The sequence below is a fragment of the Prosthecobacter gellanilyticus genome (genome assembly GCF_007992435.1).
GTDB lineage: Bacteria > Verrucomicrobiota > Verrucomicrobiia > Verrucomicrobiales > Verrucomicrobiaceae > Prosthecobacter > Prosthecobacter gellanilyticus.
The window spans coordinates 74,972-89,076 of sequence record NZ_BKAG01000029.1 but is presented as its reverse complement, the minus strand read 5'-3'; the positions used below and the strand labels follow the sequence as shown (position 1 = coordinate 89,076).

The following is a 14,105-nucleotide window of genomic DNA, read 5'->3' as shown; positions in this document are numbered from 1 at the left end:
ATGGGGAAACCCTTCAATCGTCAGCGCGGCAGCCTCATCACTATCGATCGCTGCGGCCACCGCGCCGGAACTGTCTGACGGAGCCGCTGCATGAGCGGCTGAAGCGACAGAAGGAGCAGGAATGGCAGAAGGTGCCGGAATGGCGGCAGGAGCAGGAACCGGAGCTGCCACTGGTCCTGGCGCAGCCTGAGGTGGCATGCCCTGGGGAGGTGGCATCATGCCAGGGTGCTGCGGCATCGGCATCTGCGGATACCCCGGAGGGTAACCCATCGGCTGACCCGGATACCCCATCGGCTGCTGCGGGTAACCCGGCGGGTAGCCCATGGGCTGGCCAGGGTAGCCCATCGGCTGCTGCGGATAGCCTGGAGGATAGCCCATCGGCATCGCCCCCGTCGGAGGCGGCATCATGCCGGGCTGCATCGGGTAACCGGGGGGATAACCCATCGGCTGCGGATAGCCCTGCGGCGGCATCATGCCAGGATGCATGGGATAACCCGGAGGATGTCCGAGCGGCTGCGTGGCCATGCCTGGTTGCTGATCCGGAGGCAGCGGAGCTTGCGGGGAGCCGGGCGGAGGTGTGTCAGACATGGCGTTGGGTGGTGGTGGGACTTGAAAGGCAGGACGGCTGGCGTCCTGCCTTTCTTGGGTGGTCATTCAAAAAACTTTACGCTCAGGCGCCGCAGCCAGATCCGCAGCCAGCGAGCTCACAGGAACTGCCGTCGTTCACACCTTCAATGGTAGGCGAAAGCGGACGGACTTCATCACTGCCAGGGGCGCCCATGGCAGGATTTGGAGCCTGGACACTGAGGCCAAGGTCACGGATCAGTCGCAGATCTTCGTTGGCGCGAGGATTGGCGGCAGTGAGCAGCTTGTCACCGTAGAAGATGGAGTTCGCACCGGCAAAGAAGGCCAGCGTCTGTGCCTCGCGGCTCAGGTTCGTGCGGCCGGCGCTGAGGCGCACCTTCGCACGCGGGATGGCGATGCGCGCCACGGCGATCATGCGGATGAAGGCAAAGGAATCCACCACCTCGTTGTCGCCCAGCGGCGTGCCCTTGATCGGCATCAGCGCATTGATCGGCACGCTCTCCGGATGCGGATTAAAGTTGGAGATCACCTCCAGCATCTTGAGACGGTCCTCAATGGTCTCGCCCAAACCCAGAATGCCACCACAGCAGACCGACATGCCTGCGTCCTGCGCATGACGGATGGTGCTGAGACGATCCTCAAACGTGTGCGTGCTGACGATGTTCGGGTAATGCTCTGGCGAGGTGTCGACGTTATGATTGTAGGCCGTGACACCGGCTTCCTTGAGATCCTGCGCTTCTTCAGCACCCAGTTGTCCCAGCGTCACACAGACTTCCATGCCGAGCTTGGAGACATCACGCACGATATCCAGCACCTGGTCAAACTTCTGCGTGCCCTTGCGCACACCTTTCCAGGCAGCGCCCATGCAAAAGCGCGTGGAACCACTGGCACGGGCCGCGAGCGCGCGCTCCATGATCTGCTCCTTCGGCATCAGCTTCTCAGCCTGCACACCCGTGGTATAGCGGGCGCTCTGCGCGCAGTAGCCGCAGTCTTCGCTGCAACCACCCGTCTTGATGCTCAGCAGCGTGCAGAGCTGCACCTCATTGCCAGTCCAGTGCTCCTCATGCACGGCGCGGGCCTGCTTCAGAAGGTCAAAGAACGGCTGGTGGTAGATGCGATGCAGATCGGCGTATTTCATGCGTGGGGATATGCCACGGTTTTGCCACGAAACCCACGCGGCAGCAAGAGCGAAGGGAGACTTGTTCACAGATGGTTTTACGGTTCAGGGTTCTCTGTTCCCAGTTCCCGGTTCGCTCCCACCAAGTTTGCCTCCAATAGGTCACGTGAGACACATCAGACCTATTGGCCCCTTCCTCTGACAAACCGAGAACCGCGAACCGAAAACAGCGCACTCTCCGAATGCAAAAAACCCGCCTCTTTCGAGACGGGTTTTTTGAAACCAATAACCAGATACCAATCCAGCGATTAACGCTTGGAGAACTGGAAGCGCTTACGAGCACCTGGACGACCTGGCTTCTTACGCTCTTTGGCGCGGGAGTCACGGGTCAGGAGGCCAGCCTTCTTCAGCGTGGCGCGGAGCTCAGGATTCACCGTGATCAGAGCGCGGGAGATGCCGAGAAGCACCGCACCCATCTGACCGGTCACGCCACCACCGGAGGCGTTGATCTTGAAATCATAGGTCTGGCGGCTGTTCGTCAGAGCCAGAGGGACGATGATCTGGTTCTGCAGAGTCACCGTGGGGAAATATTCTTCGAAGTCACGGCCATTGACCGTGATGGAACCGGAACCTGGGAGGATGCTGACGCGGGCAACGCTGGTCTTGCGGCGGCCGGTGGCGGTGGTGAGGGGCTTGCTCATGAACTTGGATCAGTCAGAAGGTGGATGGGATCGATCAGGCGACAGCGAAGGTCTTCGGGTTCTGGGCCGCATGAGGATGCTCCTCACCCACATAAACTTTCAGCTTGGTGATGATCTTGTTGCCCAAGCGGTTGTGCGGGACCATGCCCTTCACAGCGCGATGGACGAGAAGCTCTGGACGGCGCTGGCGCACCTTCTCAGCGGTTTCCACCTTCTGGTTGCCGATGTAGACGGCGGTCTTGCTGGTGTAGATCTTCTGGGTTTCCTTCTTGCCGGTCAGCTTCACCTTGTCAGCGTTGATCACGACCACGAAATCGCCGGTGTCCACGTTCGGGGTGAAGGTTGGGCGGGTCTTGCCACGGATCAGATTGGCGGCAGCCACAGCCACTTGGCCCAGGACTTGGTCCTTGGCGTCGATGATCCACCACTGGCGGTTCACGGATTCGGCTTTCGCAGAGAATGTCTTCATAAGGTGCTTTTAAGTAGGGGCAGATGATGAACACCTGCGGGGGAAAGAGGGCCGCGAGAATAGAAGAGTGCGGCAGGGTGTCAACCGGAAAGTCCAGTTATTCACACAAGCTTTTACGATCTATCAAAACCATAGGGGGAGATGAGTCTTGCTTCCGTCGGCAACGGCCAGATTTCTATACCACTAATAGGCACGGATGAGCACTTATTTTTCAAGCCTTTCTGAGGTCTGGTCATCAGTGTAAATGAATGTTTATTAGTGGTTAACAAAGTTTAAATATTCTCAAGCCCAGGCTTTCCGTAGCAGGTTGAGATAGTTCCCGTGCATCACTCCTTCAATGTCGGCCTGAGTGTAACCGCGCTTGGCAAGCATGTCCGGGATCCGGGCCAGATCGGCGATGGTGTCCAGGTCTTCAGGGGTCTGCTCGATACCGTAACCGCCATCCAGATCGGTGCCGATGCCGCTGTGCTTCGCATTTCCGGCGAGCTGGGAGATGTGGTCGATGTGGTCGCAGATCACCTCCAGCTTCAGCCCGGTCTCTTGAGGCGTCGTTTTCCCGCGGACCCAGCCCGGGATCATCATCCAGGCATCCAGTGCTGCGCCGATCACCGCTCCACGGGCAATCAGTGCCTTCAATTGCTCGTCACTGAACTGGCGCACATCCGGCACCAGGGCACGGCAGTTCGAATGACTGGCCCACACCGGGCCGCCAAAAATGTCCAGGGCTTCCCAGAAGGATTCATCCGAAAGATGGGTCACATCCAGGATCATGCCCAGGCGGTCCATTTCCTTGATCAATTCCCTGCCCTGCGGCGGCAGTCCACCAGGCATATCATGCCCCATGGCATAACGACACACGCCATAATGTGCCGGCCCCATGGCTCGCAGCCCCTGGTTCCAGCAGCCTTCCAGGTGGCCCACGGTGCGGATGCTGTCCGCGCCTTCCAAACTGAGGATGTAGCCGATCGGCTTCGTCTCATCTGGGATACTTGTGTCATTCCACAGCGCCACGGAGGCCTCGAGCTGCTGCAGATTCGTGATCTGCGTCATGTGCCCTTCTTCTTCCATGGTTTTATACCAAGCCAGCTGGCCCTGCGTCTCAGCCCAGGCCTGATGAGGGGACATCCAGTTCGCGATCGGCGACACACCCGGCATGCAACCCGCGAGCTGTGTGGCCACGCAGATGCCCACCCTGCCCTTTCGCATCTCAGGAAAGGCCGTGGTGCCTCCCGCACGCCCCTTTCCTGTCATCCCCTCTTCCCGCCGGCGAATTTCGTGCACCGGGAGTCGAAGATCACGATTAAAACCGCCGAGAGCATTGAGACTGAGGTCGAGATGAGCATCAAAAGTAAGCATGAGTGGGCGAATCTACGGGGTTGGCGGAATGAATCCTGCGGGGAGGACGTTCAAGCACGAAGCCAGTTCTAATACCCTTATGCTCCGCCTAATAGCAACCCTCCTCATTACCACCTCCCTGCTGCCTGCCGAGGAGAATCTCGCCACTGGAGTACTCTACCCCAAACTAGGCGAATGGACGGATGCGGGTGATCTGGCCATGGCCTGCCCGCCCGTGGCCCAGCACAGCCCCGGTCACTTTTACAGGGTCGCCGCGGCGAAGGATCCAGAAGTCACAGCGGTCTACCACACCACCGACAACACCGCCTTCAAAGTCGATGATCCGAAGGTCAACGTGAAGGCCCTGAACCTGGTGGCTGAGCTGCCCGTGAAAGGCGGCATGATCACGCAAAAGGGTGACCAATGGTTCGTGGTGGGCCAGCGTCCGGGCCTCAAGCTTCCGCAGAAAGCCCTGATCACCTGGCAGGAGACGGCACCCATCGCCCCGCGCCAGATTGATCCGAAGAACATCCGCGTGGCGCTCTTTGATGACTACGGCAGCTTTGGCAAAGGCATCCCACGCTGCACCGAGCTGCTCGGCAAGGCCGAAGGCGTGACCGTAAAGTTGGTTAAGCCCGAACTCATCCGTGAAGGCGGCCTGAAGGACTTTGATGTCATCATCTTCACCGGCGGCAGCGGTGGCAAACAAGCTGGCTCATTGGGTCTTATCGGCCGCGAGCAGGTTCGCCGTTTTGTCGAGGCCGGTGGTGGTTATCTCGGCATCTGCGCCGGCAACTACCTCGCCTGCGAAGGCTTCTCCTGGGGCGTGCACATTCTGGATGCCAAAACCAAGTCCTCCAAATGGGCACGCGGTGAAGGCGATGTGAAGATCGAGTTCACTCCCAAAGGCCGCGAGATCCTCGGCATGCCTGAAGGCATCCTGGATATTCGTTATGCCAACGGCCCTGTCTTCAATCCCGCCGAAGACGCCGACATCGGTGATTTCGAACCTCTCGCCTACTTCCGCAGCGAGCTCGCCAAAAACGGCGCCCCCGTCGGAGCCCAGGTGAACTCTCCCGCCATGGTCATCGGCAACTATGGCAAAGGCCGCGTCCTTTGCAGCAGCCCCCACCCCGAGCAGCAAGCCGGCATGGAACCCTTCGTCGAGCGCGCCGTGAGATGGATCGCTGGAGGCAAGTAGGCATACCATCGAATCCCTCTGCTCAGATCTCTAACCACGAATGACACTAATAGACACGAAAACTGAAGCCACAGATGCCTTGGTCATTCGTATTCATGGGTGTCAATTCGTGGTTTAAAAGCTGGGTGCTTCAACCGATCACACCAGCCGCACATACCGTCTCCCCGGCAGCGCACGAATCACGCGCTTCATCTCCAACCGCATGAGCGTCACATTCACCGTCGCCGCCGTGAGTCCAGAGCGCGTGATCAGCTCATCCACATGCTGCTCCTCGGTATCAATGGCTCCGAAGAGGATCTCCTCATCCAGAGTGAGCATGACATTGGGCTTGGTCGCCTCCACCACCGGCGCCTTGGGCGCGGTGGGAAATAAAGTCATCAGATCATCCAGCACATCCGCGCCATCCATCACCAGCTTCGCGCCTTGCTGGATGAGGCGATTGCATCCCGCCGATGTCGGCTTGTCGATCGGACCAGGCACCGCATAGACCGTCCGGCCTTGCTCCGTGGCCTGTTGCGCGGTGATGAGCGAGCCGCTTTTCAGCGGTGCCTCGGTGACCAGCAAGCCGCTGCTCCAGCCTGCCACCACGCGATTCCGGTACGGAAACGTTTGTTTGTCCGCCATGCGGTCCACCGGATACTCGCTGATCACCGCGCCGTTTTGCGCGATGCGCTCCGCCAGCGCCATGTTTTCCGGAGGATACAACTTCCCAAGCCCTGAGCCGATCACCGCCACGGTGCGTCCTTTGGCAGCTAGCGCCGCTTCATGGGCCGTCGTGTCAATGCCACGCGCCAGACCGCTGATCACCGTGTAACCCGCGTAAGCAATCTGGAAGCTCATCTTCTTCGTCGCGTTGATGCCATAGATGGTCGCATGACGGCTGCCGACCACACCAATGGCATTATGATCCCGCTTCTTGAGCTCACCCCACACATAGAGCACCAGCGGCGGATCATAGATCGTTCTGAGCAGTTCAGGATACAGTTCATCCTCCTGCGTGAGAATCGTCAGATCACGCTCCCGGATCTTCCGCATCTCCGCCTCCAGATCGATCTCTGCCTCCCAACCTGCGAGCGCCTCCGCCTGCTTGCGGCCAAAACCTTCGACCCCAGCGATCTCTGAGGCCTTGGCCATCAAAATGCGTTCAGGGGTCACAAACCGCTCCAGCAATTTCCGCACGCGCACCGGCCCCACCTGCGGAATCAGGTTCAGTGCAATCCAAGCCTCAGTACGTGTCATTTGAACACGCATTCCATACCCCACCCCATCTCGGCAAGCTAAAACTCGAGCTGCTTCGTCCTAAACCAGACTTTTTAACCACTAATCAGCACTGATAACCACTGATACTGACCAAGCCTTCTGAGGGCTTGGTCATGAGTGACTATCAGTGCCCATCAGTGGTCAAAGACTTCTCACTCACCTCCTGATATGGAGGAAGTAGTTCACGCCCTCAGGCTCCCATAGAATCTGAGTCTGGTCGGGTGTCGCCCCGGCCTGCGCCGCCAGCGCCAGCAGCGCTTCCTTGCTGCGGTGGCGCAGATGCCAGTGCCCGAAGAGCTCCATGAAGTCACGGCTCGGATTGAAGTCGGAAAAATTCCCGATCACCACCTCTCCTCCGGGCTTCACCACCTTCAGCAAGGCTCCCAGCAGATGCACCACAAGGCGGTCGGAAAGATAATCAAAGAGGCCCGCTGACCACACCAGGTCATAGGCCCGGGTCGGCACATGCTTGAGCACATTGCGATGATGAAACTGAATCCTGTCCAGCCAAGGCGCACAGAGACGGCTGCCGTATTCGATCGCCCGCGCATCCATGTCCACGCAGTCCACTGTCACAGCAGAGTCGGAGTGATCGAGGAAAAACTCGCGCAGGTCACGACACGGCCCCGAGGCCACATTCAGCACATCCATCCGGCCGGCCGACGCGGCCAGATGATCGCGCATCAGTTGCAGGAAGTAGGCTTTGCGATTTCTCACGGCCACCGGGGCAGCTTGAGCATGGAAATAAAGGTCCCACAGGCGCTGCTTCGGGTCAGAGGAGGTATGGCGGCTGTAGATATGGTCGATGATCTCAAAATCGCCGCTGTAGCCATACTTCCGCTCGAGAGCCTCCGCCTGCATCGTGTTGGGCAGGTGGCGCAAAGTCGTCTCTTGAACATAGGTCAGCAATTCGGCCCGGCCCACGACTCCCGCTCGCAGAGCATCGCCCAGATGACGGATAGCGCGGTTCAGAACGGAGTATTCCGTCGGCAGCGGTCCTCCCTTCGCGAGGAAGTCCTGAAACAGGTCATCGAACTTATTGAGCAGATGCACCTCGCGCCGGCGGGAGACAGGGGCGTCTGGCAGAATGATGGGAGCTAGGGCCGACACGGGAAAGACGGGGGAATTTTAAAATATCACGCTCCGCAAACAGTTTGTGGAGATGATTTATTAAAATAAGCAAATTGTCGGGGGAGAACAACCTTAGACAGGTCCCAGATATCAGACTTTATTTCTTATAATTTGAGTCCCTGCGGAGCCTCGCGGTTTACGGACTCGCTCCACTTATCCACAGCTCACCAGAGAGCCCAAGCGACCAGTTCTGTGTCAGAACGCGCCCAAATCCGGCTGCCGACAAAGGCCGGATGAGCCCAGGTCTTGCCGATGATCTGATGTCTCACCAGCTCTTCAAAGCCATCCTTGCTCAGCTTCACGTGCACCAGCTCACCACTCGCATTGAGCAGGCTCGCCAATCCCTCGGATTCCTTCAACCACACGAGACTCATCTGTGGATTGCGATCTTTCGGCGTGAGCGTGTTGTCATCGCTCCACAGGACTTTGCCGGTCTTGAGATCGACGCCCTGCAGTCCCTTGTTCTTATCCAGGAGATACACCACGCCGTCTTTATAAAGAGGTGCCGACATCAGCCCGCACATCTCCTTCTCATTCTCCCAGGCCAGAGACACATCCTGCGGCTTCTCGCCGAGCTTCAGCACCTTTGTGCCGTGCCAGTAGCCTGAGACCAGCAGAAGCCCGTCTCGATACAACGGCTGCGCGATGCTCACGCCATACGTGATCTTGTAGGGCCAGGTCCAAAACACATCACCCGTCTCTGGATCCAGGCTCTGGATGTGCTCCGGCCCCCAGGTGATCAACTGCTTCCGGCCCGTGTGCGTGATGACCTCTGGCGTGCAGTAGCCTGCTGGATCAGGCCCGCCCTTCCACACGATCGTCCCAGACTTCCGGTCCAGCGCCACCACGCTGCCCTGGCTCTCCGCGCCGACATGCAGCAGCACCTTCTCGCCTTCGATCACGGGCGATGCCGCAAAACCCCAGGTCGGCACTTTGGCCGCGTGGTCCTTCACGGTGTCCACCTGCCACACGGCCTCTCCCGTTTCTGCATTCAGGCACATCGCCATGCCCACCGCGCCTAGAGTGTAGGCATGGCCTTCGTGAATCGTCACGGACGCACGCGGCCCCGTGCCGTACTCCATGCTTCCATAGTCCGCCGTCCATTCACGGGACCACAGCGGCTCACCCGTTTCCGCATCGAAGCAAAGCACGCGCTCCGTGTTCTCCGGAGACTTGGGCCGGTCCATCACATAGACACGACCGTCCCTCATCGTCACACCACCATAGCCCGCGCCGATGGATGCCTTCCACAAACGCTCCGGCTCTCGAGTCGCAAAGCCCTTCGGCACTTCAGGGGGATTCCACGTGCCATCGCCCGTCGGTCCGCGCCAGCGCGGCCAGTCTGCCGCGAGCAAGCCTGCCGAGAAGAGAAACGAGAGCATCAGCGCCTTTGAAATCATTTCATCAGACAAACGCCTCTCGTCGGCATTGGCATGCATCGATTCCGTTTCAAAGCGCTTCCTCGGTCCGTCGTCGAGATTAACCCGGACCGCTGGTCACTCGACGAAAGTAAGTGCGGCTGTCAGGGCACACATAGATCTGCTCAGTCTCTTCATTCGAGCCATCACTGCGGCGAAAGCGCAGCATCGGCTGACCGCTGACAAGACTGGTCGGTGTGGCGAATCTCGCATGAACGACTGCGCCCAGCCCCGTCAGCCATCCCGCCATGAATAGAACCACTCCGACCCACACACTCGCCTTCTCCGTGAAGAAAATATAGAAAGCAGCGCCAGCGAGCAAGACCGTCAGCACCGCGATAGGGAGATAACGACGCTCAAAGGCCCGTGCGGAAGCCAGATCCTCCTCAAACCCTGTGAGCTGCGCCAGAGCCAGCTCCTGACGCCCTGCAAAATCGCCAGACGAGAGAAGAATCGGATGACCGGTTGGCTGAGATTCCATGCGAGTGCCTCAGAGAGTAGCCGGACCACCCAGCGGACGCCAGCGTATTCATTCGTCCTTCCAGCTCCGCACACACGCTCATGCCAGGATCTGACAAGAACCCTTCCGTTTGCTGATTGAACTTTTCCGGGGGTGCCGATAGTCTCTCCGTTATGCTCTGGCACCGCCTTCTTTTGCCGCTCTTCATCGCTCCAGCCCTGCTCCAGGCTGAAAACTGGCCACAGTGGCGTGGCCCGCGCATGGACGGCACCAGCCTGGACCAGGGCTTCCCCTCCAAATGGGAGAAGGACACCATCACGTGGCGTGTTGAGCTGCCCGGTTCCGGTCACGCATCTCCCATCGTCTGGAATGACCGCCTTTTCCTGGTGGCCACGGACGCAGACACATCCGAGCGCACTCTGCTCAGCGTGGACCGTTCCAATGGCAAGGTCCTCTGGCAGACCGCCGTGCTCAAGTCCCCGCTCGAAGGCAAGCACCGCCTCAACAGCCACGCCTCCAGCACTCCTGCTACCGATGGCGAGCGAGTCTTCACCACCTTCCTTGATGGCACCGAGGTGGTGGTGAGCGCCCACGACTTCTCCGGCAAGCAGGTCTGGCAGGTGCGCCCGGGTGTCTTCGCCAGCAAGCACGGCTTCTGCTCCAGCCCCATCCTCTTTGATGACAAAGTCATCGTGAACTGCGACCACGACGGCCCCGGATACATCGTGGCGCTCTCCCGCACGGACGGCCGCCAGCTCTGGCGCATCGAGCGGCCTAACCAAACACGTAGTTACTGCGTCCCCATCATCCGCGAGATGGACGGAAGAGTGCAGATGGTGCTGTCAGGCTCCAAATGCGTCACCAGCTATGATCCGCGCACCGGCAGCCTGCTTTGGATGATGGATGGTCCCACCGAGCAGTTCGTGGCCTCCCTGGTGCATGACGCAAAGTCGAATCACCTCATGCTCACCGGCGGCTTTCCCGAGCATCACATCCTCGCCATCAAGCCCGATGGCGTTGGTAATGTGACCGATACGCACATCGTCTGGCGCACCAACAAGGGCGTGTCGTATGTGCCATCGCCCATCTGTGAAAACGGCTGGTTTCTCATTGTCTCCGACTCCGGCATCGCACATTGCTTTGATGCCAAGACGGGCGATATCGCCTGGGAAGAGCGTATGAAGGAACATCACGCATCATTGGTTAGCGCAGAGGGCAAGGTGTGGTTCATCAATGACTTCGGCACCCTGCGTCTCGTCAAGCCCGGCAAGTCCTACAAGACAGTCGTCGAAGCCGAATTGGAAGAAAAGGTGTTCGCCTCGCCAGCCTTGAGTGAAGGCCAAGTCTTCATCCGCGGTGAAAAGACCTTGATGTGCCTGGGCAAGCGAACCGTGAAAACCGCAGCACGCTGATTGATCGACATGAAACACGTCCTTCTCCTGCTCCTCAGCCTGCTGCTTGTGACCGGTTGCAAATCCAAAGCCAAACCCAAACCGCAGCCCACCGGAGCGGCCACCTTGATCGGCATCGTCGAGATGGTGAACCCCGAGCAAAACTACGTGCTCATCCGTTGCGAGCCCATGCCATCCATTGCCCCAGGGACTGAGCTCATCGCACTGAGTTCCACAGGCGCGAAATCCAAGCTCGTCCTCACTCCCGAGAAGAAAGGCTACTACGTCACGGCTGACATCAAGGAAGGCCATCCGGAAGTCCACCATCTCGTCCTGGTGCCGCGGAGCCAGGCTGCGACGACGGATCCCCTCGTCGTCCCACCTGCAACTCCTCCGCCGACGCCTCCACCATCAGCCTCCTCCTCAAGCTCCTACCAGCCCTTTCCCACTTTGCCTGGGTTCATCCCAGCGACCGCAGGTTCCCCGTCTGCGGCTCCTACCCCCACTCCGGCTTCGCCCCCCCCCGCGGTTCCGGCTCAGCCACAGCCCCAGGCTCCCTCAGGTGGCGGTGGCGGCCTAGGAGACCTCGAACCACCCGTCGGAGGCCGCCCGTAATGATGCTCAGTGAGTCCGAGGCTTTGGCCCAGGTGCTGAGCCGCATGTCTCCCGGCCCTGTCGTCTCAGAGTCGCTGCCAGATGCCTTGGGCAGGTTTGCCGCCCAGGACATCCTGGCCACGGTGCCCATTCCAGGCTTCGATAACTCCATGATGGATGGTTATGCCGTCCTCGCAGCTGACACACGCAGCCAGCAGCCCATCCGAGTGACCGGCGAGCAGCCCGCCGGACTCGACCTCCGCCTTCAATGCAAGGCCGGAGAAGCCATCCGCATCTTCACCGGTGCGCCCATGCCAAGCGGAGCCGATGCCGTGATCATGCAGGAGGACGTGTCTCGCGTAGGAGACGCCATCATTTGCCAGGAACCTGTCGAACAGGGCGAAAACGTCCGCCGCACCGGTGCTGACCTTTGCCCAGGGCAACTCATGCTTCGCCGGGGCGAGAAGATCACCCCCGGTCGCATCGGCCTCCTAGCCTCCCAGGGCTTGGAAAACGTCCCAGTCCATGAAACCCCGAAAGTAGCCGTCTTGAGCACGGGGGACGAACTGATCCTCCCCGGCAGCGGTCCGCTCCAGGCAGGCCAGATTTACAATAGCAATGGGCTCATGATTCAGGCTCTGCTCTCTGAACTCGGCCTTCCCGACAGCCAGACTCTGCACTGCCGTGACACCCTGGCTGCGACCACCGACACCTTGCGTGGTCTGATCGCCACAGTCGACGTCATCGTCCTGAGCGGTGGCGTCTCCGTCGGCGACCACGATCACATCAAACCCGCCCTGCTGGCCCTGGGCATCCAGCCCGACCTCTGGCGGGTGAAGGTGAAGCCTGGCAAACCCTTCCTCTTCGCCCAGACCACCCGCTCTGGCGATGGCCGCACGGTTTCCATCTTCGGCCTGCCCGGAAACCCCGTCTCCTCCTTCGTCACGTTTCAACTTTTTGTTCGTCCGGCCCTCCTGCGGGCCATGGGCGCAGCAGAGACCGCTCCGTCTGCCGTGCCAGCGGTGACAGCGGCTGGGCTAACCAATGATGGCAATCGCCCCCACTACCTCCGCGGCCAGCTCCGCAACGGTGTCTTTCATGTGGCGGGACTGCAGCAAAGCCACGCCCTCTTTGCCCTAAGCCAGACGGACGCACTGTTGAGGCTGGAGGAAGGCCAGACTTTGGCCGCAGGTGCCGTTGTGAATATCATCTTGTTATGAACAATGTCCTTTCATCCGTCCCGTCCGGCGACTTCCAATCCATCGCCGCCATCATCATCGTCGGCATCACCCTCGCAGCCTTTGTCTGGCGGGCTTTCCGGCGCAAAAAGACGGGCTGCGGAGGGGGCTGCGGGTGCTCTGTGAAGCCCAACCAAAAAGCCGACACGAAAACCTCTGGAAGCCTGTAAAATCAAGGCACGGACGACTTTGTGAAATTTTTCACAAATAAGTCTTGCCTCTCTTCCTGGGCCGGGTAAACACCACTCCCGCAACCTTCACGAACTGACCAACGTATGGCCTTGTCTTTCTCCTCCGACCTCCTCACGCCCATGCTGGCTGTACACCCCGAGGCGTCGGAACTTCTTGGCGATGGCGTGCTCGGCTTCATCACCAACTCGGTGCTTGTGGCGCTTTGCGTTCTGGGCCTCGTTTTCCTCTTCTCTAAGAAGGCCACGACGAACATGACCCTGGTGCCGCACAAGGCGCAGAACCTCTTCGAATTCCTGGTCGAGTTCCTCTACAACCGCGTTGAGAGCATCGTCGGTCCCAAGCAGGTCAAGCTGGCCTTCCCGCTTCTCGGCACGCTGTTCATCTACATTCTCGTCTCCAACTGGTTCGGCCTCATCCCAGGCGTCGGCACCATCGGTTTCGGCCCCTCCACTGGCGCTCTGAGCGTCACCAGCAGTGACCACGCCTTCCACCCGATTCTTCGTCCGCCGACCGCTGACTTGAACGCCACTCTGGCTCTCGCCGTTTCCGCTTTCCTCGTCTGGTTCGTTCTGACCATCAAGGAAGTCGGTGTCTGGGGCTTCATCGTCCACACATTCGGTCCTAAGGGCGGCCTTAAAGGCTTCATGGGCCTGGTGGTCGGCGCGGTGTTCCTCTTCGTGGGTGTCATTGAAATCGTCTCCATCGTCCTGCGTCCAATGACGCTCTCCGTCCGACTCTACGGCAACATCTTTGCCGGTGAGAGCGTGCTTCACACTCTCGGTGGCCTTCTCGACAAGGCTGGCCAGCCCTGGAGCATGATCGGCAGCGTCCTGATCCCCTTCCCCTTCTACTTCATGGAGCTCCTGGTCGGCCTGCTGCAGGCGATCGTCTTCACCCTTCTCTGCTCCGTGTATATCCAGCTCTCCACCACGCATGACGACCATGGTCATGAAGAGGGCGACCATCACTGATCTTCAACCATTTGACCGCGGGACCATGCGCAACGCGTGGAT

The 14,105-nt window shown here is 59.7% G+C and carries 14 protein-coding genes and 1 pseudogene; 6 read left to right on the top strand and 9 right to left on the bottom strand.

The window, feature by feature from the left end; genetic code table 11:
- From BGE01nite_RS18450 to BGE01nite_RS18430, 5 genes and pseudogenes are all read right to left on the bottom strand, one after another.
- Nucleotides 1–654 (bottom strand): annotated as a pseudogene (locus tag BGE01nite_RS18450) (hypothetical protein); the annotation flags it as partial.
- A gap of 16 nt (nt 655–670) precedes the next feature.
- Nucleotides 671–1,723, bottom strand: coding sequence for a biotin synthase BioB (gene bioB / locus BGE01nite_RS18445; RefSeq protein WP_146852346.1), 1,053 nt, complete (start codon nt 1,721–1,723; stop codon nt 671–673).
- 287 nt (nt 1,724–2,010) lie between these two features.
- Nucleotides 2,011–2,403 carry a 30S ribosomal protein S9 gene (rpsI, locus tag BGE01nite_RS18440; RefSeq protein WP_146852344.1) on the bottom strand — a complete coding sequence of 131 codons (393 nt, stop codon included), beginning with the start codon at nt 2,401–2,403 and terminating at the stop codon, nt 2,011–2,013.
- A 34-nt stretch (nt 2,404–2,437) separates the two neighbouring features.
- A complete protein-coding gene (gene rplM / locus BGE01nite_RS18435) occupies nt 2,438–2,872 on the bottom strand; it encodes a 50S ribosomal protein L13 (RefSeq protein ID WP_146852342.1) in 435 nt (144 codons plus the stop codon).
- Between the two features lie 282 nt (nt 2,873–3,154).
- The gene (locus BGE01nite_RS18430) at nt 3,155–4,228 is read right to left on the bottom strand and encodes a dipeptidase (protein ID WP_146852341.1); all 1,074 of its coding nucleotides are present in this window, start codon (nt 4,226–4,228) and stop codon (nt 3,155–3,157) included.
- Nucleotides 4,229–4,307: 79 nt separating this feature from the next.
- On the opposite strand from BGE01nite_RS18430, the gene BGE01nite_RS18425 reads away from it, so the two are divergent.
- The gene (locus BGE01nite_RS18425; RefSeq protein ID WP_170266874.1) at nt 4,308–5,408 is read left to right on the top strand and encodes a BPL-N domain-containing protein; all 1,101 of its coding nucleotides are present in this window, start codon (nt 4,308–4,310) and stop codon (nt 5,406–5,408) included.
- Between the two features lie 138 nt (nt 5,409–5,546).
- Here BGE01nite_RS18425 and dprA read toward each other — a convergent pair whose 3' ends face one another.
- The 4 genes from dprA to BGE01nite_RS18405 all read right to left on the bottom strand — a co-directional run bounded on the left by dprA (nt 5,547) and on the right by BGE01nite_RS18405 (nt 9,698).
- Nucleotides 5,547–6,647, bottom strand: a complete 1,101-nt coding sequence (gene dprA / locus BGE01nite_RS18420; RefSeq protein WP_146852337.1) for a DNA-processing protein DprA — start codon at nt 6,645–6,647, stop codon at nt 5,547–5,549.
- Between the two features lie 177 nt (nt 6,648–6,824).
- Complete coding sequence (locus tag BGE01nite_RS18415; protein ID WP_146852335.1) at nt 6,825–7,778, bottom strand: class I SAM-dependent methyltransferase; 954 nt, start codon at nt 7,776–7,778, stop codon at nt 6,825–6,827.
- A gap of 185 nt (nt 7,779–7,963) precedes the next feature.
- Nucleotides 7,964–9,181 carry an outer membrane protein assembly factor BamB family protein gene (locus tag BGE01nite_RS18410; RefSeq protein ID WP_170266873.1) on the bottom strand — a complete coding sequence of 406 codons (1,218 nt, stop codon included), beginning with the start codon at nt 9,179–9,181 and terminating at the stop codon, nt 7,964–7,966.
- A 97-nt stretch (nt 9,182–9,278) separates the two neighbouring features.
- Nucleotides 9,279–9,698: a hypothetical protein gene (locus BGE01nite_RS18405; RefSeq protein ID WP_146852332.1), complete on the bottom strand. Its 420-nt coding sequence runs from the start codon at nt 9,696–9,698 to the stop codon at nt 9,279–9,281.
- Nucleotides 9,699–9,850: 152 nt separating this feature from the next.
- Between BGE01nite_RS18405 and BGE01nite_RS18400 the strand changes: the two genes are divergently transcribed.
- The 5 genes from BGE01nite_RS18400 to atpB all read left to right on the top strand — a co-directional run bounded on the left by BGE01nite_RS18400 (nt 9,851) and on the right by atpB (nt 14,063).
- On the top strand, nt 9,851–11,089 hold the full coding sequence (locus tag BGE01nite_RS18400; RefSeq protein ID WP_146852330.1) for a PQQ-like beta-propeller repeat protein: 1,239 nt from the start codon (nt 9,851–9,853) through the stop codon (nt 11,087–11,089).
- Between the two features lie 9 nt (nt 11,090–11,098).
- Nucleotides 11,099–11,683 carry a hypothetical protein gene (locus BGE01nite_RS18395; protein ID WP_146852328.1) on the top strand — a complete coding sequence of 195 codons (585 nt, stop codon included), beginning with the start codon at nt 11,099–11,101 and terminating at the stop codon, nt 11,681–11,683.
- On the top strand, nt 11,683–12,882 hold the full coding sequence (locus BGE01nite_RS18390) for a molybdopterin molybdotransferase MoeA (protein ID WP_146852326.1): 1,200 nt from the start codon (nt 11,683–11,685) through the stop codon (nt 12,880–12,882). Before BGE01nite_RS18395 ends, BGE01nite_RS18390 begins: the two co-directional genes overlap by 1 nt.
- Nucleotides 12,879–13,070: a FeoB-associated Cys-rich membrane protein gene (locus BGE01nite_RS18385; RefSeq protein WP_146852324.1), complete on the top strand. Its 192-nt coding sequence runs from the start codon at nt 12,879–12,881 to the stop codon at nt 13,068–13,070. Before BGE01nite_RS18390 ends, BGE01nite_RS18385 begins: the two co-directional genes overlap by 4 nt.
- Nucleotides 13,071–13,181: 111 nt before the next feature.
- Nucleotides 13,182–14,063: a F0F1 ATP synthase subunit A gene (gene atpB / locus BGE01nite_RS18380; RefSeq protein ID WP_170266871.1), complete on the top strand. Its 882-nt coding sequence runs from the start codon at nt 13,182–13,184 to the stop codon at nt 14,061–14,063.
- Nucleotides 14,064–14,105: the final 42 nt, after the last annotated feature.

Bases quoted from the DNA above. Each gene is read 5' to 3' on its own strand.
- bioB (WP_146852346.1), bottom strand. From the start codon at position 1,723: ATGAAATACGCCGATCTGCATCGCATCTACCACCAGCCGTTCTTTGAC.
- rpsI (WP_146852344.1), bottom strand. From the start codon at position 2,403: ATGAGCAAGCCCCTCACCACCGCCACCGGCCGCCGCAAGACCAGCGTT.
- rplM (WP_146852342.1), bottom strand. From the start codon at position 2,872: ATGAAGACATTCTCTGCGAAAGCCGAATCCGTGAACCGCCAGTGGTGG.
- BGE01nite_RS18430 (WP_146852341.1), bottom strand. From the start codon at position 4,228: ATGCTTACTTTTGATGCTCATCTCGACCTCAGTCTCAATGCTCTCGGC.
- BGE01nite_RS18425 (WP_170266874.1), top strand. From the start codon at position 4,308: ATGCTCCGCCTAATAGCAACCCTCCTCATTACCACCTCCCTGCTGCCT.
- dprA (WP_146852337.1), bottom strand. From the start codon at position 6,647: ATGACACGTACTGAGGCTTGGATTGCACTGAACCTGATTCCGCAGGTG.
- BGE01nite_RS18410 (WP_170266873.1), bottom strand. From the start codon at position 9,181: ATGCTCTCGTTTCTCTTCTCGGCAGGCTTGCTCGCGGCAGACTGGCCG.
- BGE01nite_RS18405 (WP_146852332.1), bottom strand. From the start codon at position 9,698: ATGGAATCTCAGCCAACCGGTCATCCGATTCTTCTCTCGTCTGGCGAT.
- BGE01nite_RS18400 (WP_146852330.1), top strand. From the start codon at position 9,851: ATGCTCTGGCACCGCCTTCTTTTGCCGCTCTTCATCGCTCCAGCCCTG.
- BGE01nite_RS18395 (WP_146852328.1), top strand. From the start codon at position 11,099: ATGAAACACGTCCTTCTCCTGCTCCTCAGCCTGCTGCTTGTGACCGGT.
- BGE01nite_RS18390 (WP_146852326.1), top strand. From the start codon at position 11,683: ATGATGCTCAGTGAGTCCGAGGCTTTGGCCCAGGTGCTGAGCCGCATG.
- BGE01nite_RS18385 (WP_146852324.1), top strand. From the start codon at position 12,879: ATGAACAATGTCCTTTCATCCGTCCCGTCCGGCGACTTCCAATCCATC.